The sequence below is a fragment of the Solemya velesiana gill symbiont genome, from assembly GCF_002020805.1.
In the GTDB taxonomy this organism is placed as follows: Bacteria; Pseudomonadota; Gammaproteobacteria; order Chromatiales; family Chromatiaceae; genus Sedimenticola_A.
This window is the reverse complement of the sequence record NZ_MPRJ01000017.1, coordinates 1-13,675: the sequence shown is the minus strand read 5'-3', so window position 1 is coordinate 13,675 and position 13,675 is coordinate 1. Positions and strand designations below refer to the sequence as shown.

General features: G+C 55.1%; 17 protein-coding genes. 13 read left to right on the top strand and 4 right to left on the bottom strand.

What is annotated here, in order from left to right:
• Window positions 1-164: 164 nt before the first annotated feature.
• Window positions 165-1,505 carry an ATP-dependent RNA helicase RhlB gene (gene rhlB / locus BOW53_RS03925; protein ID WP_078486205.1) on the top strand — a complete coding sequence of 447 codons (1,341 nt, stop codon included), beginning with the start codon at window positions 165-167 and terminating at the stop codon, window positions 1,503-1,505.
• Between the two features lie 39 nt (window positions 1,506-1,544).
• Window positions 1,545-1,919 carry a YkgJ family cysteine cluster protein gene (locus BOW53_RS03920; RefSeq protein WP_078486204.1) on the top strand — a complete coding sequence of 125 codons (375 nt, stop codon included), beginning with the start codon at window positions 1,545-1,547 and terminating at the stop codon, window positions 1,917-1,919.
• A gap of 34 nt (window positions 1,920-1,953) precedes the next feature.
• Here the strand turns inward: BOW53_RS03920 and yrfG are convergent, their stop codons facing one another.
• Window positions 1,954-2,610 (bottom strand): GMP/IMP nucleotidase, encoded by a 657-nt coding sequence (gene yrfG / locus BOW53_RS03915; protein WP_078486203.1) that lies wholly within the window; start codon window positions 2,608-2,610, stop codon window positions 1,954-1,956.
• Between the two features lie 42 nt (window positions 2,611-2,652).
• Here yrfG and BOW53_RS03910 point away from each other — a divergent pair, with 42 nt between their 5' ends.
• From BOW53_RS03910 to BOW53_RS03900, 3 genes are all read left to right on the top strand, one after another.
• The gene (locus BOW53_RS03910; protein WP_078486202.1) at window positions 2,653-3,315 is read left to right on the top strand and encodes a hypothetical protein; all 663 of its coding nucleotides are present in this window, start codon (window positions 2,653-2,655) and stop codon (window positions 3,313-3,315) included.
• Entirely contained in the window at window positions 3,312-3,857 is a 546-nt protein-coding gene (gene nudE / locus BOW53_RS03905; protein WP_078486201.1) for an ADP compounds hydrolase NudE, read from the top strand. The genes BOW53_RS03910 and nudE overlap by 4 nt, the downstream gene beginning before the upstream one ends.
• 198 nt (window positions 3,858-4,055) lie before the next feature.
• A complete protein-coding gene (locus tag BOW53_RS03900) occupies window positions 4,056-4,832 on the top strand; it encodes a thioredoxin family protein (protein WP_245831990.1) in 777 nt (258 codons plus the stop codon).
• Window positions 4,833-4,989: 157 nt separating this feature from the next.
• Here BOW53_RS03900 and BOW53_RS03895 read toward each other — a convergent pair whose 3' ends face one another.
• Window positions 4,990-5,418: a hypothetical protein gene (locus BOW53_RS03895; protein ID WP_078486200.1), complete on the bottom strand. Its 429-nt coding sequence runs from the start codon at window positions 5,416-5,418 to the stop codon at window positions 4,990-4,992.
• Between the two features lie 100 nt (window positions 5,419-5,518).
• On the opposite strand from BOW53_RS03895, the gene BOW53_RS13070 reads away from it, so the two are divergent.
• Both BOW53_RS13070 and BOW53_RS13065 read left to right on the top strand, forming a co-directional pair.
• Window positions 5,519-5,818 carry a DUF484 family protein gene (locus BOW53_RS13070; protein WP_245831989.1) on the top strand — a complete coding sequence of 100 codons (300 nt, stop codon included), beginning with the start codon at window positions 5,519-5,521 and terminating at the stop codon, window positions 5,816-5,818.
• 125 nt (window positions 5,819-5,943) lie between these two features.
• Window positions 5,944-6,438 (top strand): GGDEF domain-containing protein, encoded by a 495-nt coding sequence (locus BOW53_RS13065; RefSeq protein WP_245831988.1) that lies wholly within the window; start codon window positions 5,944-5,946, stop codon window positions 6,436-6,438.
• Here the strand turns inward: BOW53_RS13065 and BOW53_RS03885 are convergent.
• Complete coding sequence (locus BOW53_RS03885; RefSeq protein ID WP_078486199.1) at window positions 6,435-6,695, bottom strand: hypothetical protein; 261 nt, start codon at window positions 6,693-6,695, stop codon at window positions 6,435-6,437. The genes BOW53_RS13065 and BOW53_RS03885 overlap by 4 nt on opposite strands.
• A gap of 556 nt (window positions 6,696-7,251) precedes the next feature.
• On the opposite strand from BOW53_RS03885, the gene BOW53_RS03880 reads away from it, so the two are divergent.
• The 6 genes from BOW53_RS03880 to BOW53_RS13830 all read left to right on the top strand — a co-directional run bounded on the left by BOW53_RS03880 (window position 7,252) and on the right by BOW53_RS13830 (window position 13,472).
• A complete protein-coding gene (locus BOW53_RS03880) occupies window positions 7,252-9,030 on the top strand; it encodes an NADH-ubiquinone oxidoreductase-F iron-sulfur binding region domain-containing protein (RefSeq protein ID WP_342748400.1) in 1,779 nt (592 codons plus the stop codon).
• Window positions 9,027-9,740 carry a 2Fe-2S iron-sulfur cluster-binding protein gene (locus BOW53_RS03875; protein ID WP_078486197.1) on the top strand — a complete coding sequence of 238 codons (714 nt, stop codon included), beginning with the start codon at window positions 9,027-9,029 and terminating at the stop codon, window positions 9,738-9,740. The genes BOW53_RS03880 and BOW53_RS03875 overlap by 4 nt, the downstream gene beginning before the upstream one ends.
• Before the next feature lies 1 nt (window position 9,741).
• Window positions 9,742-10,281 (top strand): NADH-quinone oxidoreductase subunit B family protein, encoded by a 540-nt coding sequence (locus BOW53_RS03870; RefSeq protein ID WP_078486196.1) that lies wholly within the window; start codon window positions 9,742-9,744, stop codon window positions 10,279-10,281.
• Window positions 10,274-11,782, top strand: a complete 1,509-nt coding sequence (locus tag BOW53_RS03865; protein ID WP_281254020.1) for a Ni/Fe hydrogenase subunit alpha — start codon at window positions 10,274-10,276, stop codon at window positions 11,780-11,782. Before BOW53_RS03870 ends, BOW53_RS03865 begins: the two co-directional genes overlap by 8 nt.
• Before the next feature lie 2 nt (window positions 11,783-11,784).
• On the top strand, window positions 11,785-12,276 hold the full coding sequence (locus tag BOW53_RS03860) for a hydrogenase maturation protease (protein ID WP_078486195.1): 492 nt from the start codon (window positions 11,785-11,787) through the stop codon (window positions 12,274-12,276).
• A 728-nt stretch (window positions 12,277-13,004) separates the two neighbouring features.
• Window positions 13,005-13,472: an invasion associated locus B family protein gene (locus tag BOW53_RS13830; RefSeq protein WP_078486194.1), complete on the top strand. Its 468-nt coding sequence runs from the start codon at window positions 13,005-13,007 to the stop codon at window positions 13,470-13,472.
• On the opposite strand, the gene BOW53_RS03850 is transcribed toward BOW53_RS13830, so the two are convergent.
• Window positions 13,462-13,675: YadA C-terminal domain-containing protein (locus tag BOW53_RS03850; protein ID WP_172838757.1), on the bottom strand; the 214-nt coding region annotated here is incomplete at its 5' end. The two genes, BOW53_RS13830 and BOW53_RS03850, sit on opposite strands and share 11 nt — an antisense overlap.

The following is a 13,675-nucleotide window of genomic DNA, read 5'->3' as shown; positions in this document are numbered from 1 at the left end:
CGTGCGGATCCGCACCGGTGTTCCGTTTCCCGTTAAAGGCAGCAGTGCTTTGCCGTAGAGGCTTTGTCACAATCTGCCCACACGATGTATGCAGCGTATTTGATCCCAATATCTTGGCCATTTCAAGTCCAAAGCCGCCATAAATTACTGTATGCTAACCCGCCATGAGTGAAAAACATTTGACAGACACACGATTCGACAGCTTTGATCTTGATGGAAGATTAACGCAAGGCATTGAAGAAGCAGGGTTTTCAAAATGCACCCCAATCCAGGCCGAAACCCTGCCGGTTGCACTTAAAGGGCAGGATGTCGCCGGCCAGGCCCAGACGGGAACCGGCAAGACAGCCGCCTTTCTTCTGACCACATTCCAGCATCTCATCTCCAACCCTGCCGACGAACACCGCAAACCCAACCAACCCCGCGCCCTGATACTCGCCCCCACCAGGGAGCTGGCGGTACAGATTCATAAAGACGCGGAACTGCTGGGCAAGCACCTGGACTTTCGGCGTGGCCTGGTCTTCGGCGGTACCGGTTATGAACAGCAGCGCAAGCAACTGGAAGAGGGCGTCGACATACTGATCGGCACACCCGGCCGGCTCATCGACTACTTCAAGCAGCATGTCTACAACCTGAAGGCGGCCCAGGTGGTCGTACTGGACGAAGCCGACCGCATGTTCGATCTCGGCTTCATCAAGGACATCCGCTACCTGCTGCGCCGCTGCCCTGACCCGGACAAGCGCCTGGGCCTGCTCTTCTCCGCCACCCTATCCTACCGGGTAACGGAGCTCGCCTACGAGCACATGAACAACCCGGAGACCATCGTCATCGAAGCGGACAAGGTCACCGCGGACAAGGTTCACCAGTCCTACTACATGACCGCCAATGACGAGAAGGTCCCCCTGCTGATCGGCCTGATGCGCAAACTTGATCCGCCGCGCAGTATCGTCTTCGTCAATACCAAGCGAACCGCTGATCGTATCTGGGGCTTCCTGGAGGGCAATGGCCTCAAGGCAGCGATCCTCTCCGGGGATGTGCCTCAGAAAAAACGCCTGAGCCTGCTGAAGCAGTTCCAGAGCGGGGAGCTGCCAATCCTGGTAGCCACCGACGTCGCCGCCCGCGGCCTGCACATCCCGGATGTCAGCCACGTCTTCAACTACGACCTGCCGGAAGACGCAGAGGACTATGTCCACCGCATCGGCCGCACCGCCCGTGCAGGGGCCAGTGGCGATGCCATCAGCTTCGCCTGCGAAACCTATGCCTTCTCCCTGCCCGACATCGAGCAGTACATCGGCCACTCCCTGCCCATGGAGCCCATCAGGGACGAACTGCTGGCCGAAGTTGATCCCAACAGCCGGGTTCGTACCGAGCGGCGCAAGCCCCGTGACCATAAAGGAAAGAAGCGTCACGGAGGCGGTCACCACAAGAAACATCACGGAGAGAAGGGTTCGAAAAAAGAAGGTGAATCCAGATCAGGTGGCGGCCACAAGAAGAAGCACAGGCACTGACACCGGAAAATAAATACCTCAGGCGAATAACATTCAATAATGAGCAGTACCAGCGATAATAAGTGCAGCCGCTGCATGGGCTCCAAGTGCTGCACCTATGTCACCGAAGCCCTCGGCGTTGCTCCCCGGTCGAAGTCGGATTTCGAACACCTGCTCTGGCAGATCTCCCACCGGGGCGTCGAGATCTACAAGGACGAGAGCGGCTGGCACCTGCTGTTCCAGGGTGAGTGTGAACACCTGCAGCCCGGCGGCCTCTGCGGCATCTACGAACACCGCCCCGCCATCTGCCGCGAGTATGACAACGACTGGTGCGAATACGACGAGCCGGCCGAGAAGGGTTTCGAACTCTACTTCCGCAACTACAGGGAACTGCTCGACTACTGCAAGAAACGCTTCAAGACCTGGGACCTGTAAGGATCACGGGTAACGCGGGGAACCACCTGCCAAGCTACAACCCCGAAAGAATCTCCGAGAAGTCGTGAATGGCATCGAACTCTCCCGCCTCCCTGGGCGGTGCCTTGGTGTCCGGCCTGAGGACCGCAAGCAACCAGTCGATACCGTAGGCTCGGGCTGAAGCCAGCACCGAGGGGCTGTCGTCAACGAACAGGGTCCTCGCTTTATCAAAAGGCTCGACCTTCTGCAGCTTGTCCCAGAACTGTATGTCCTCCTTCGGCAACCCCAGGTCATGGGCACAGATTACCTTATCAAAATGCCCACCAAGCCGGGTTCGTCTCAGCTTCAGGTCGAGAGACTTCTGGTGGGCATTGGTAACCAGCACCACGCGTTTGCCTGCCCCCCTGGCGGCATCCAGGAAATCCACCACGTGGGGATGCACAGAGATCAGGTGGTCCACCTCCTCCTTGAGCAGGGCGATGTCCAGGCCCAGTTTTCTGCTCCAATGGTCCACGCAGTACCACTCCAGCGTCCCCTCGATACTTTTGTAGAGCTCCATCAGCTGCCGCTTGGCCTGTTCAATGGAAACCATGCGCTCCTGGGCATAGCGCTTTGGCACATGTTTAAGCCAAAAATGGTTGTCAAAGTGAAGGTCCAGCAGGGTGCCGTCCATATCCAGGAAGACACTGTCGATTTGGTTCCAGTCAATCATGAGGCTAAAGTTAATCCTTAACAGGTAAGAGTGACAAGCGCTATGAGAAAACTCCTCCTATTCCACCTCATGATCTTCAGTGCTCTTTGCGCAGCCAACGACGAGGATGCGTGGTTTACCGATAACTCGGAGGAGAGAAGTCTTGCCGCGAGCGAGGGGGAGCTGAGATTTCTCCCGTCACCGCCGGCATCACCGGCTCATCACCATATCAACCACATCACCATTACACCCCGAAGCCTGGTCGACGGCTGGGTGACCCTGAATCAATGCCATGAGCACATCGACCCTGTTCCCAAGGCGGAAATCACTTTCCGGTCAGAACGCATCCGGAACATCGAGCTCATCGAAACAGAAAACATCGGTCGCGCATGGACCGAGGGAGCAACCATCAGGCTGGAGGAGATAGACAAGGATGCCCGGCTCTGCCTCAAAGCCGAGACCCGTGCACTTCACCCCATGCCTCAAGGAGGCTACGAGCTGCGCAACGGCCCCTACATGCGGCGTTTCCTGGACGGTTACTATCCCATGCTCATCAGCCTCGAAATACACTACCCGGAGAAATTGAAGTTGATCGATGCATCACCACAACCACAACCCGGCTTCCAGGTTATAAAAAAGGGTGATGAGATAGCACTACAGAGCTGGTTTGAAGGTAAACTCTACACTCGCATTCGATTTCGACCAGTCTCCACGGGAAATCCATGAAGCAAAAACCAAAAATAACCGCCCGTCGTCCGATCCAGCACACGGGAATTTTCAACATCGAGGAGATGGACCTGGAGTTCTCCAATGGCGAGAAGCGCTGTTATCAGCGCATTGTGGGCGCCGAACAGGGCGCCGTGCTGATCGTCCCCCTACTGGACCCTGATACGGTTTTGCTGATCAAAGAGTACTCCGCAGGAACCGAACGCTACGAATTGGTATTTCCCAAGGGCAATATCGAGGAGGACGAACCACTGCTGGACGCAGCCAATCGCGAGATCCAGGAGGAGATAGGTTATGGGGCCAAAGAGTTGGAACATGTTACCTCCGTCTCCCTGGCGCCGGGATACCTGCGCCATACCACCCATATCGTTCTGGCACGGAACCTCCACCCTAGCACACTACCCGGCGATGAACCCGAGCCCCTCGAGGTGATTCCAGTAAAGATCGCCGATATACCACAACTCCTTGAACATGAAGATTTCACCGAAGCGCGTTCCATTGCCGCACTCCTGATCATCCGCGACAAGCTGAGGGGGCAATGAGCGAAACCCACCACCATATTCAGCCTTATAAACTCACGCCCACACGGGCCTGGGTTACGCCCTGGCAGCAGCATCTTCAACGCCTCGCGCCCTGACGCTACTACCACTCATGCTCTACATCGCCCCGGTGCAAGCCGATGAGGCAGATGCGTTTGAGTTCAATGATGCCCCACTCCAGGAACCTCTCGCACACCCTCAGTGGTTCAAAGAGAGCTTCCTCACCTGCCCGTGGATCTGGGCGAGGCGCGCTCATCCAGAAAAAAAGGCATCATTATCTATTTCGGACAAAGCCGCTGCCCCTACTGCCAAAAGCTCCTGGAAGTAAATTTCGGCCAAGAGGATATTGCCGACTATACCCGGCGCCATTTCGACGTGATTCCAGTGAACATCTGGGGTATCGATGAACTGACCGACCTGGACGGCAACACCCTCACAGAGTGGGAGTATGCCCTGCTAAAAAAATCCAACTTCACCCCCACCCTCATCTTCTATACCGATGGCGCGGAAGAAGCACTTCTGCTCACCGGCTACCACCCCCCCTACACCTTCAAGGCGGCCCTGGAATACGTGGCGGACGGCCACTTCAGGAGCGAACCCTTCAAAGCCTACCTGGAACGCGGCGATAATGCGCTGACCTTTTCTGAGGGAGAGCTCAACGAGGAGGAATTTTTCTCTCCCCCACCCCATGCTCTCGACCGCAGCAAGCTGCCTGGAGAAGCTCCATTAGCGGTTTTTTCGAACAGGGAAACTGCCACGCCTGTGACATCCTCCACTCCCAACCGCTGCAAAAACAGCCAATCCAGTCCCTCCTGGGGCAGTTTGAGACGACACAACTGGACATTCATGCAGACACCCCGGTCATCACCCCTGACGGGAAACCCACCACAGCACGACAATGGGCCGACCGACTGGAACTCTTCTACACCCCCTCGATCATCTTCTTCGACGAATCGGGCAAAGGGATCATGCGCGTAGACTCCGTAGTGCAGTTCTAGCGCCTCAGAAACATACTCAACTACATCGCCAGCGGGGGCTACAAAACCGAACCCAACTACCAGCGCTGGCGCACACGCTCAGGATACTAGTGGGCAATGGGTCAAGTTCGATAGCACTCAAAGCCTGCTAACAGACCCTAAGGGCAGAATTTTCGCGCATACGCCTCTAGCTCCTGGCACTTCTGTTTCAATCGTTCTCCTTCGGCAGGTTTGTAACCCTTACGAAGCTTCCACTGTATCCGCTCCAGCTTCTGGCGATTACGCCAACACTGCTGCTCCGTTGCTGTCCTCTTACCAGGGCGCGCCTTGGGTCTTGTACGTTTCCTCGCACTACCCTCTTTCTCAGTGCTTTGCCCTGTTTCAGGTGACTCAATCCAATCCACCACCTGGGGATTCAGCTCTATCGGCTCAACCGAACTATCTGCGCAGGGTGACTGCTGAAACACCACACCCCACTCTCCGGACTGGCAGCGATACACCTTGTCAGCGGAAAAACAGGTGGTGCTGAAACCAATAATCCATAGAACAACCCCGATAACCCCAGGCAGTTTAAAAATTATTGCCATGATCACAATCCTCCCTGACCGTTACGCTTATAATCCTCTGGAAGTACGACTAAGCTCAGCCACACAAACGACTTCATGGATGACCCAGGTGCAATAGCTTATGGAAAGAAATATATTCCTACAAGAGGCTGGCGACCTGGAAGAAGAGAACCGACAGCTGCATGCTAGGCTACGCTCAATGACTGACGAGGCGAGTCACAACGAGAAAGTCCTCAAACGGTTCAACGAGCGCGAACTGTCCCTGCTGGCCGCCGAGTCACTCCCGCAACTCCTGACCTTGATAACCAACGGGATGCAGAAATCGTTCGAGCTGCCTGCCATTACCCTGGCTCTCCAGGATCCCAACCACGAACTGAGATACCTTCTGCTGAAATCCGGCACCACGCCAGTGATTTCCTGAAACGCCTTGCCACCATCAGCGCCATCTGCCTGGAGAACACCGTTAACAGGGAGCATCTGGTCATAAGCGGACTAACCGACGCCCTCACCGAACTCCACAACCGCCGTTATCTTGAAGATCGCCTCGTGGAAGAGGTCGCCCGGTCCAGACGCTACAACCTGCCCCTGAGCTGCCTTTTCATCGACGCGGATCACTTCAATAAGGTCAACGACAATTACGGCTACAGTGCCGGTGACGCCGTCTTGAGAGAGATTGCATTGCGGGTAAAGGAGTGCCTCCGCGTCTCGGATATTGCCACCCGCTACGGCGGGGAGGAGTTCGCCGTACTACTGCCACAGACCGATTCAGAAATGGCCCTGCACCTGGCGGAGCGCATCCGGCACCAGGTTGCCGATCGGGCCATCGCCATAGACAAGCAGTCGGAGCTCAAAATCACCGTATCCATCGGTGTCAGTCAACTACAGCTCTCCCAACAAGGACTAAAGCACGACAGCGACCAACTGCTCTCACAGGCAGACGAGGCACTCTACCAGGCCAAAGCATCCGGCAGAAACCGGACCAGGCTCTATTCAGTGAACTTTCCGGGAGAAGAGGGCGTGAAGCCCCGTAACAGCCCTTAATCGAAATGAAAGCTGTAACCGGTCGACACCGGGGCAACCTGACTGGTCATACAAGCCTGGAGTGTACGCGGGAGGGCAAAGCGGTTCTCCTCACTCACCTCTTTCCAGGAAACCTGCCAGGCTGAATAACCCGAGATACTCAACTTAAGGTAGACCAGACTGTTATTGTAATCCGCCGCCAGAATATCCTGGGATGAGTATCTGACAAACGGCACTCCCCTGGTCGAGGTGCCGTAAAAATAGATACCGGTACGCATTCAACCCTCCCTGCGCCGGTCGCTCCTAGCAGCACCGTGGGGTCCTCCCCTCTCTCGATAGCAGCCATCACTTCGGAGAGCCGCTCATTCTCCGATTCGATGACGCTGTCAGAACATCCTGCAACCAATACCGACAGAACGAGAAGGACATACGGATAAAATTTATAATGCCGCATAACATCTCCCTCCCTGAAATCAGTATCCGAAAAACACCTTACTGGCAATCAAGCCCGCCAATAGCCCGCTATGTCAGTTCTTACGCGCACTCCATTTTCTCTCGTCTCGCGAGATTCCTACTTAAACAAATAGCTTCCATCTGAAAATATCCCAATAATAGATTTTTATTCCTCTCATAAATACTTTTGTTGCCCCCCTTCCCACTTCGGCACCAAAGTGACCAGATGCTCAAATAACTGACCACGGTCACTATTTCAGTTCAGATTGAATCAAACCTGACTTCATCACGTTGTAACTTCCCTCCTCTACTTATATCTTCATACTTGAAAATGGATGCTGAACAAGCTGCCGAGTGACTAAAGCTAAAAACAGGGCACGCATGATGACTGATGATCACATCACCGAAACCACCAACAGGGTGATGACGCAATGGAACAACGATCAATCCAACCTACTGCAGATGCTTATCGACCTGCAGCAAGCGCTCAACGGGATACCGGAGAGTGCGATCAACCAGATCAGCGCCGGCACACGCCGCTCCCCGGCAGATATCGAAAGCGTCATCGGTTTTTACAGTTTTTTACACCATGACACCCACAACCCGTACCGGGTACTTTTCAGCGACAACATAACCGACCGGATGCTGGGGAGCAGGGCACTTGCCGAGCACCTGAACAGTCGACTACAGGATATCGATACCGCCACGGTTGACTACACCTCCTGCACCGGCATGGGTGACCAGGGACCTGCCGCCCTGGTCAACGGCCACACCCTCACCCGGCTGGACAAGGAACGCATCGATCAGATGGCGGCATTGATGGAAACCAACACACCTCTCTCCGATTGGCCAGCCGAGTGGTTCCGGGTCGACGAGAACATTCGACGTCGCGACCTTCTCCTTGAAACCGATTTTGAGAAAGGCTCAGCGATCAAGTGCGCTCTCGAATCTGGCGCAGAGAAAATACTTGAAGAACTTGACGCATCGGGTCTGCGCGGCCGGGGCGGCGCCGGTTTCAAGACCGCAATGAAGTGGCGCTTCTGCAGAGAGGCGACTGGCGACAATCGGGTAGTCGTCTGCAACGCCGACGAGGGCGAGCCCGGCACATTTAAAGACCGCCTGCTACTGCAGAGCTTTGCGGAACGCCTGATCGAAGGTATGACCGTGTGCGCCAAGGTAATCGGGGCGACAACCGGCTTCATATACCTGCGCGGGGAATACCTCTACCTGAGGGATGAACTGGAATCCAAACTGCAGCGTTACCGTGATGCCGGCCTGCTGAGCAAGGACATACACGGTGAAGCGGGATTCGACTTCGATATCAAGATACACCTCGGGGCAGGCGCCTATATCTGCGGAGAGGAATCAGCGCTTATCGAGTCACTGGAGGGCAAGAGGGGCATACCGCGTATACGGCCGCCATTCCCGGTCACCAGCGGTTACCTCAACAGGCCGACTGTTGTAAATAACGTGGAGACACTGGTTGCCGCAGCCATGATCGCGGTTCATGGTGCTGCATGGTTCCGGACCAAAGGCACCGAGCAGTCCCCAGGCACAAAACTTCTGAGCATTTCAGGGAATTGCCTGAAACCCGGCATATACGAATACCCCTTCGGCACCAGCCTCGAGGTGATCCTCAAGGACTGCGAGGCTACACATGTACAGGCAGTACAGATTGCCGGTGCTGCTGGCAGCTGTATTCCGCCATCGGAATTCAGCCGTTCCATTGCGTTCGAAGACCTGGCCACTGGCGGCTCCTTCATGATCTTCGATCGCGAAAGAAACCTGCTGGAGATGGTTCAGAATTTCACCGATTTCTTCGTTCATGAAAGCTGCGGCTTCTGTACACCCTGCAGGGTGGGGACTTCTTTACTGAAGAAGCGCCTGGCAAAGGTGGCATCCGGCCGTGCCACCGGTGTAGATCTGGAGAAGATGCGAATCATCGGATCACTCACTCGCCAGACCAGCCACTGCGGGTTGGGCATGACAGCTGCAAACCCGATACTGGAAACCCTTGACAAGTTTCCCCATATATACGAACCCCACCTCCTATCAACCACTTTCGAACCGGCATTCAACCTGGATGCATCACTTGAGGAGGCACGCCAGATAACCGGTCGCGACGACCCCGATGCGCACCTGCAGGGAGGCGGCGTATGATCAGGCACTTTACGATTGACGGCATCAAGGTCCCCTTTCAAGAGAGGCAGACCATCATGGATGCAGCCATGGCGGCGGGCATCTACATTCCCCATCTCTGCCACAATCCCGAGTTCAGACCCCAGGGGAGTTGCCGGCTCTGTACTGTGAAAGTAGACGGCCGGAACCTGGCCGCTTGCACCACCCCTGCAACAGACCACGCCGAGGTGAAAAGCAACACCAAGAAACTGATGGCAATGCGTCGCACCCTGTTGCAGCTGCTGTTCGTGGAAGGCAACCATGTCTGCCCTGCATGCGAAAAGAGCGGCGCCTGCCAACTGCAGGCGGTGGCCTACTATTGCGGGATGCTTGCCCCCGAGTTCACACACTTCTATCCCCAACGGGAAGTGGATGCCAGCCACCCGGAATTTGCCATCGACTTCAACCGCTGCATCCTGTGCGAACTCTGTGTACGCGCCAGCAGGGACGCCGACCAGAAAAGCGTCTTCGCCATAAGCGGAAGAGGCATTCATGTCCACCTGACAGTCAACTCTCCCAGCGGAAAACTGGGTGACAGTGATTTCGACAAGCATGACCGGGCGGCACATGTCTGTCCTGTCGGCGCCATACTGCCGAAACACACCGGCTACGATGTACCGATCGGAAAACGGCTCTATGATCGCAAGCCGGTAAGCATGGTGGGTGACGTGTCTGATCACGAGGAGGATTGATATGGCCGATAAGGTAAAAGTCGCCACTGCATCCCTTGCCGGCTGCTTCGGCTGTCACATGTCGCTACTGGATATCGACGAGCGGATCATCGACCTGGTTGAACTGGTTGAATTTGATCGCACCCCACTCACCGATATCAAGGAGATCGGCGACTGCGATGTCGGCATCATAGAAGGCGGTGTCTGCAACGCGGAAAACGTCGAGGTACTGAGGGAATTTCGCCGTCACTGCAAGATCCTCGTTTCAATGGGCGCCTGCTCCATCAATGGCGGCATCCCCGCCATGCGCAACCAGTATCAACTCAAGGAGTGCCTGGAGGAGTCCTACCTGCACGGTATGGGCGTTGAGGATGCACAGATTCCCAACGACCCCGAGGTTCCCCTGCTGCTGAACAAGGTCCACCCCATCCACGAAGTGGTCAAAGTGGACTACTTTCTCCCCGGCTGCCCACCACCGGCTGACACTATCTGGACATTCCTGGAAGAGCTTCTTTCAGGAGAACCCATCGAATTCGCCTACCGGCAGATCCACTATGACTGACATGACCGACATCAACGCCCTTGAAACCGCGGCAGATCCTGAAAAACTGCGCCGTGTCGCCATCGAACCCCTGACCCGGGTTGAAGGACACGGCAAGGTTTCACTGCTGCTTGACGAGGAGAACCGCGTAAAACAGGCCCGGCTGCACATTGTTGAGTTCCGTGGTTTCGAGAAATTCATCCAGGGCCGCCCCTACTGGGAATTGCCCGTGCTTGTGCAGCGGCTCTGCGGAATCTGCCCGGTGAGCCATCACCTGGCGGCAGCAAAGGCGGTGGACCAACTTGTCGGCGTCGACCAGCCCACCCCTTCGGCCGAGAAAATGCGACGCCTGATGCATCGCGGTCAGATCCTGCAATCCCATGCCCTGCATTTTTTCCATCTCTCCTCACCCGACCTGCTCTTCGGTTATGACGACGAAGTGGCCCACCGCAATATCGTCGGCGTTCTGGCCGAACATCCCGACCTGGCAAAACAGGGCGTGCTGTTGCGTAAATTCGGACAGGAGGTGATCCACTTTACCGCCGGCAAGCGGGTGCATGGCACCGGCGCCATCCCGGGAGGCGTCAACAAGTCCCTCAGCCTGAGCGAACGCGATAAGCTGCTTGCAGATATCGACCAGGTTATTGAGTGGAGCCAGGGCGCCCTTGACCTGGCCAAGCGTATCTTTTTTGAAGACCTGGAGAATAACCGGCGGTTTGCCCGAATCGAAACCAACATGCTGAGCCTGTGCGGAGATAATGGCGCGCTTGATCTCTACCACGGCGGACTCCGGGCCAAGGCACCGGACGGCAGTTTCATCTTCGACAAGGTGGATTACCGCAACTACGGCGACTACATCCGTGAGCAGGTGAAACCCTGGAGCTACATGAAGTTCCCCTACATCAAGTCGCTGGGTTCAAACGAAGGCGCCTACCGGGTCGGCCCACTGGCCCGCATCAACAACTGCGACGTTATCCCGACCCCCCTGGCAGAAGCGGCACGGGTTGAATTCCGCGCCTTCTCTGGCAACGGCCTGGTCCAGTCCACCCTCGCATATCACTGGGCGCGCATGATTGAGCTGCTGTTCTGTGCCGAGGCGATCAAAGTGCTGCTGCTGGATTCCGATATCACCGGCAACAACCTGCGCACCAAAGGCGAAATGCGGGATGAAGGCATCGGGGTCATCGAAGCCCCCCGCGGCACCCTCTTTCATCACTATCGCATCAATGAAGACGGACTGGTAACCCAGGCCAACCTGATCGTCTCCACAACCAATAACAACCGGGCGATGAATCAGTCCATCCGACGGGTTGCCGCTGACCATTTCGATGGACGGGAGTTGAGCGAACCCCTGCTCAACCAGATCGAAGTGGCTATTCGGGCATATGACCCCTGCCTCTCCTGCGCCACCCACGCACTGGGCAAGATGCCCCTGGAGGTGGAACTCGTAGATGCCGAGGGCACCATCATCGGCAGGCTACACAAGGACGGCAGTCGTATTGTTAGTAGGTGCTCACTATAAGAATGACTTGCAATCCTGTTGTTATCATCGGCTACGGGAACCCGTCACGAGGGGATGACGCCTTGGGGCCCGAATTTCTCCGGCACCTGGAAAACACCAGGGAACAGGGAGTGCTTCCACCGATTTTCGATACCATCACCGACTTCCAACTCCAGATAGAGCACGCTGTCGATCTGCAGCAACGGCAACTGGTGCTTTTCGTGGATGCCAGTGTCTCAGCAACACCACCATTTGAATTTCACGAACTCACCCCCAGGCGGGACGAAAGCTATAGCAGCCACGCCATGACACCGGCCGCCGTATTGGAGGTTTTCACCCAGTTCAACGACTCTCCTCCACCCCCCGCTTTCCTTCTGACCATTCCAGGCAAAAACTTCGAACTTGGAACCAAGCTAAGCCAGGAGAGCGAAAGCTACCTTAAAAGCGCACTGGAGCATACTGTCACCCTACTCCGCTCCCCCAATGCCACTATTTGGCGTGGCCTCTGCTCGTAAAATACCGCAGCGCAACACACTAATTTACATAAATCCCAAAGACTTACAGCCCAAATGCACACTATTTGCAGGGATTAATAAAACTATTTTTATTTTCAGCCGCAACTAGCGTAAGTTACTGCACCCAAAGGAAAAACCTGATCTCCCGGCGAATACCGCACATTGGATGCAACAGAAAACTGCAGAATCCAACCCGGCTTTTCCTGAATAAAAATAAAAAAATCAGCAAGAAATGAGAAAAAGTACAAACTATTTCTTAGAAAATGATTATAATTTGTTGAAACTATGTTATTTTTAGTGATGCACTATAAGAGCGAGGGTTCTTAGTAATGGAGACTGAACGCACTGAAAATACCTGCACGGAATGCAGATGTTTAGTCCTGAACGGCGTAGCTTGTGAACGGCAGTCCGAGACCTGCCCCTATGCAGAGATCGCGCGAAGTGCTGTGAACAGCACTCAGCAGCCACATACCAGGATATTGGCCGCAGCAGGCGAATACGACGCCGTACGCAGCAATAACTGACGACTGCTGCAGTAGACGACGTTTCATCCTACCAAGGCACCTCATACACCCCGTCATGAGGTCAGCCTGCTTTTCCTTCGGTATCGACCACTCACTGGAGGACAAAAAACAATGGGGGTATATTGGATACCGCTTCCTAACCAGATGCCGGCCATGCCACAAGCAACAATAAAACCTCTCTGATTTTTCAGTTTTCTTCTCTGCCTGCCGACGACAACGCTGGCAGCGCCAAAACCCGGAGACCGCTTCGGCAACTGGGTATACGAATGTGAAACCAAAAGCGAGAAGGCTATTTGCGCCTTAACCCAGACGGTAACCCTAAAAAACAACCAGGCAAGAATCCTGAAGCTGACCCTGGGCAGGCTGGGAAAAGAAAACAAATTGATGCTCGTCGCACTCCTCCCTCTGGGCATCCACCTTCCTGCTGGAGTGGCAGGAAAAATCGATAACGCCAACCAGTTCCCACTCACGCTCCACACCTGCACACAGAATGGATGTGAAGCGGTGATCGAGGTGGATCAGCATCTGCGCTGGAAAATGAAAGCAGGCAAAGAGTTTTTTCTAGGCTTCAAGGCCAATCCAACCCCCCCCACAATAACAATCAAGACATCACTGGACGGAACATCGGCTGGCCTGAATGCCATTGGGGAAGGGTGGAAACCTACCAACTAAAGCCTACACCCACATTTGCCGTCGTGTTTCCCCGGCTGCGACCAATACCGGTTGAAAAACTCATGCGGTTGTTGAACCTAGATTTATAGCCCACGGCAATAGCCTTCTCACCCTCGTAGTAGCCCACTCCCATACCTAGTGGGTCACGCGTAAAGTTAACAATCGAATTGTGTAGCTTGATATAATGAGGCATGGCAAATAAA

What these genes read in the sequence shown, in the direction of transcription:
- rhlB (WP_078486205.1), top strand. Translation starts at nt 165, where the DNA reads ATGAGTGAAAAACATTTGACAGACACACGATTCGACAGCTTTGATCTT.
- BOW53_RS03875 (WP_078486197.1), top strand. Translation starts at nt 9,027, where the DNA reads ATGATCAGGCACTTTACGATTGACGGCATCAAGGTCCCCTTTCAAGAG.
- BOW53_RS03860 (WP_078486195.1), top strand. Translation starts at nt 11,785, where the DNA reads ATGACTTGCAATCCTGTTGTTATCATCGGCTACGGGAACCCGTCACGA.
- BOW53_RS13070 (WP_245831989.1), top strand. Translation starts at nt 5,519, where the DNA reads ATGGAAAGAAATATATTCCTACAAGAGGCTGGCGACCTGGAAGAAGAG.
- BOW53_RS03865 (WP_281254020.1), top strand. Translation starts at nt 10,274, where the DNA reads ATGACTGACATGACCGACATCAACGCCCTTGAAACCGCGGCAGATCCT.
- nudE (WP_078486201.1), top strand. Translation starts at nt 3,312, where the DNA reads ATGAAGCAAAAACCAAAAATAACCGCCCGTCGTCCGATCCAGCACACG.
- BOW53_RS03895 (WP_078486200.1), bottom strand. Translation starts at nt 5,418, where the DNA reads ATGGCAATAATTTTTAAACTGCCTGGGGTTATCGGGGTTGTTCTATGG.
- BOW53_RS03880 (WP_342748400.1), top strand. Translation starts at nt 7,252, where the DNA reads ATGATGACTGATGATCACATCACCGAAACCACCAACAGGGTGATGACG.
- BOW53_RS03920 (WP_078486204.1), top strand. Translation starts at nt 1,545, where the DNA reads ATGAGCAGTACCAGCGATAATAAGTGCAGCCGCTGCATGGGCTCCAAG.
- BOW53_RS03885 (WP_078486199.1), bottom strand. Translation starts at nt 6,695, where the DNA reads ATGCGTACCGGTATCTATTTTTACGGCACCTCGACCAGGGGAGTGCCG.
- BOW53_RS03870 (WP_078486196.1), top strand. Translation starts at nt 9,742, where the DNA reads ATGGCCGATAAGGTAAAAGTCGCCACTGCATCCCTTGCCGGCTGCTTC.
- BOW53_RS03910 (WP_078486202.1), top strand. Translation starts at nt 2,653, where the DNA reads ATGAGAAAACTCCTCCTATTCCACCTCATGATCTTCAGTGCTCTTTGC.
- yrfG (WP_078486203.1), bottom strand. Translation starts at nt 2,610, where the DNA reads ATGATTGACTGGAACCAAATCGACAGTGTCTTCCTGGATATGGACGGC.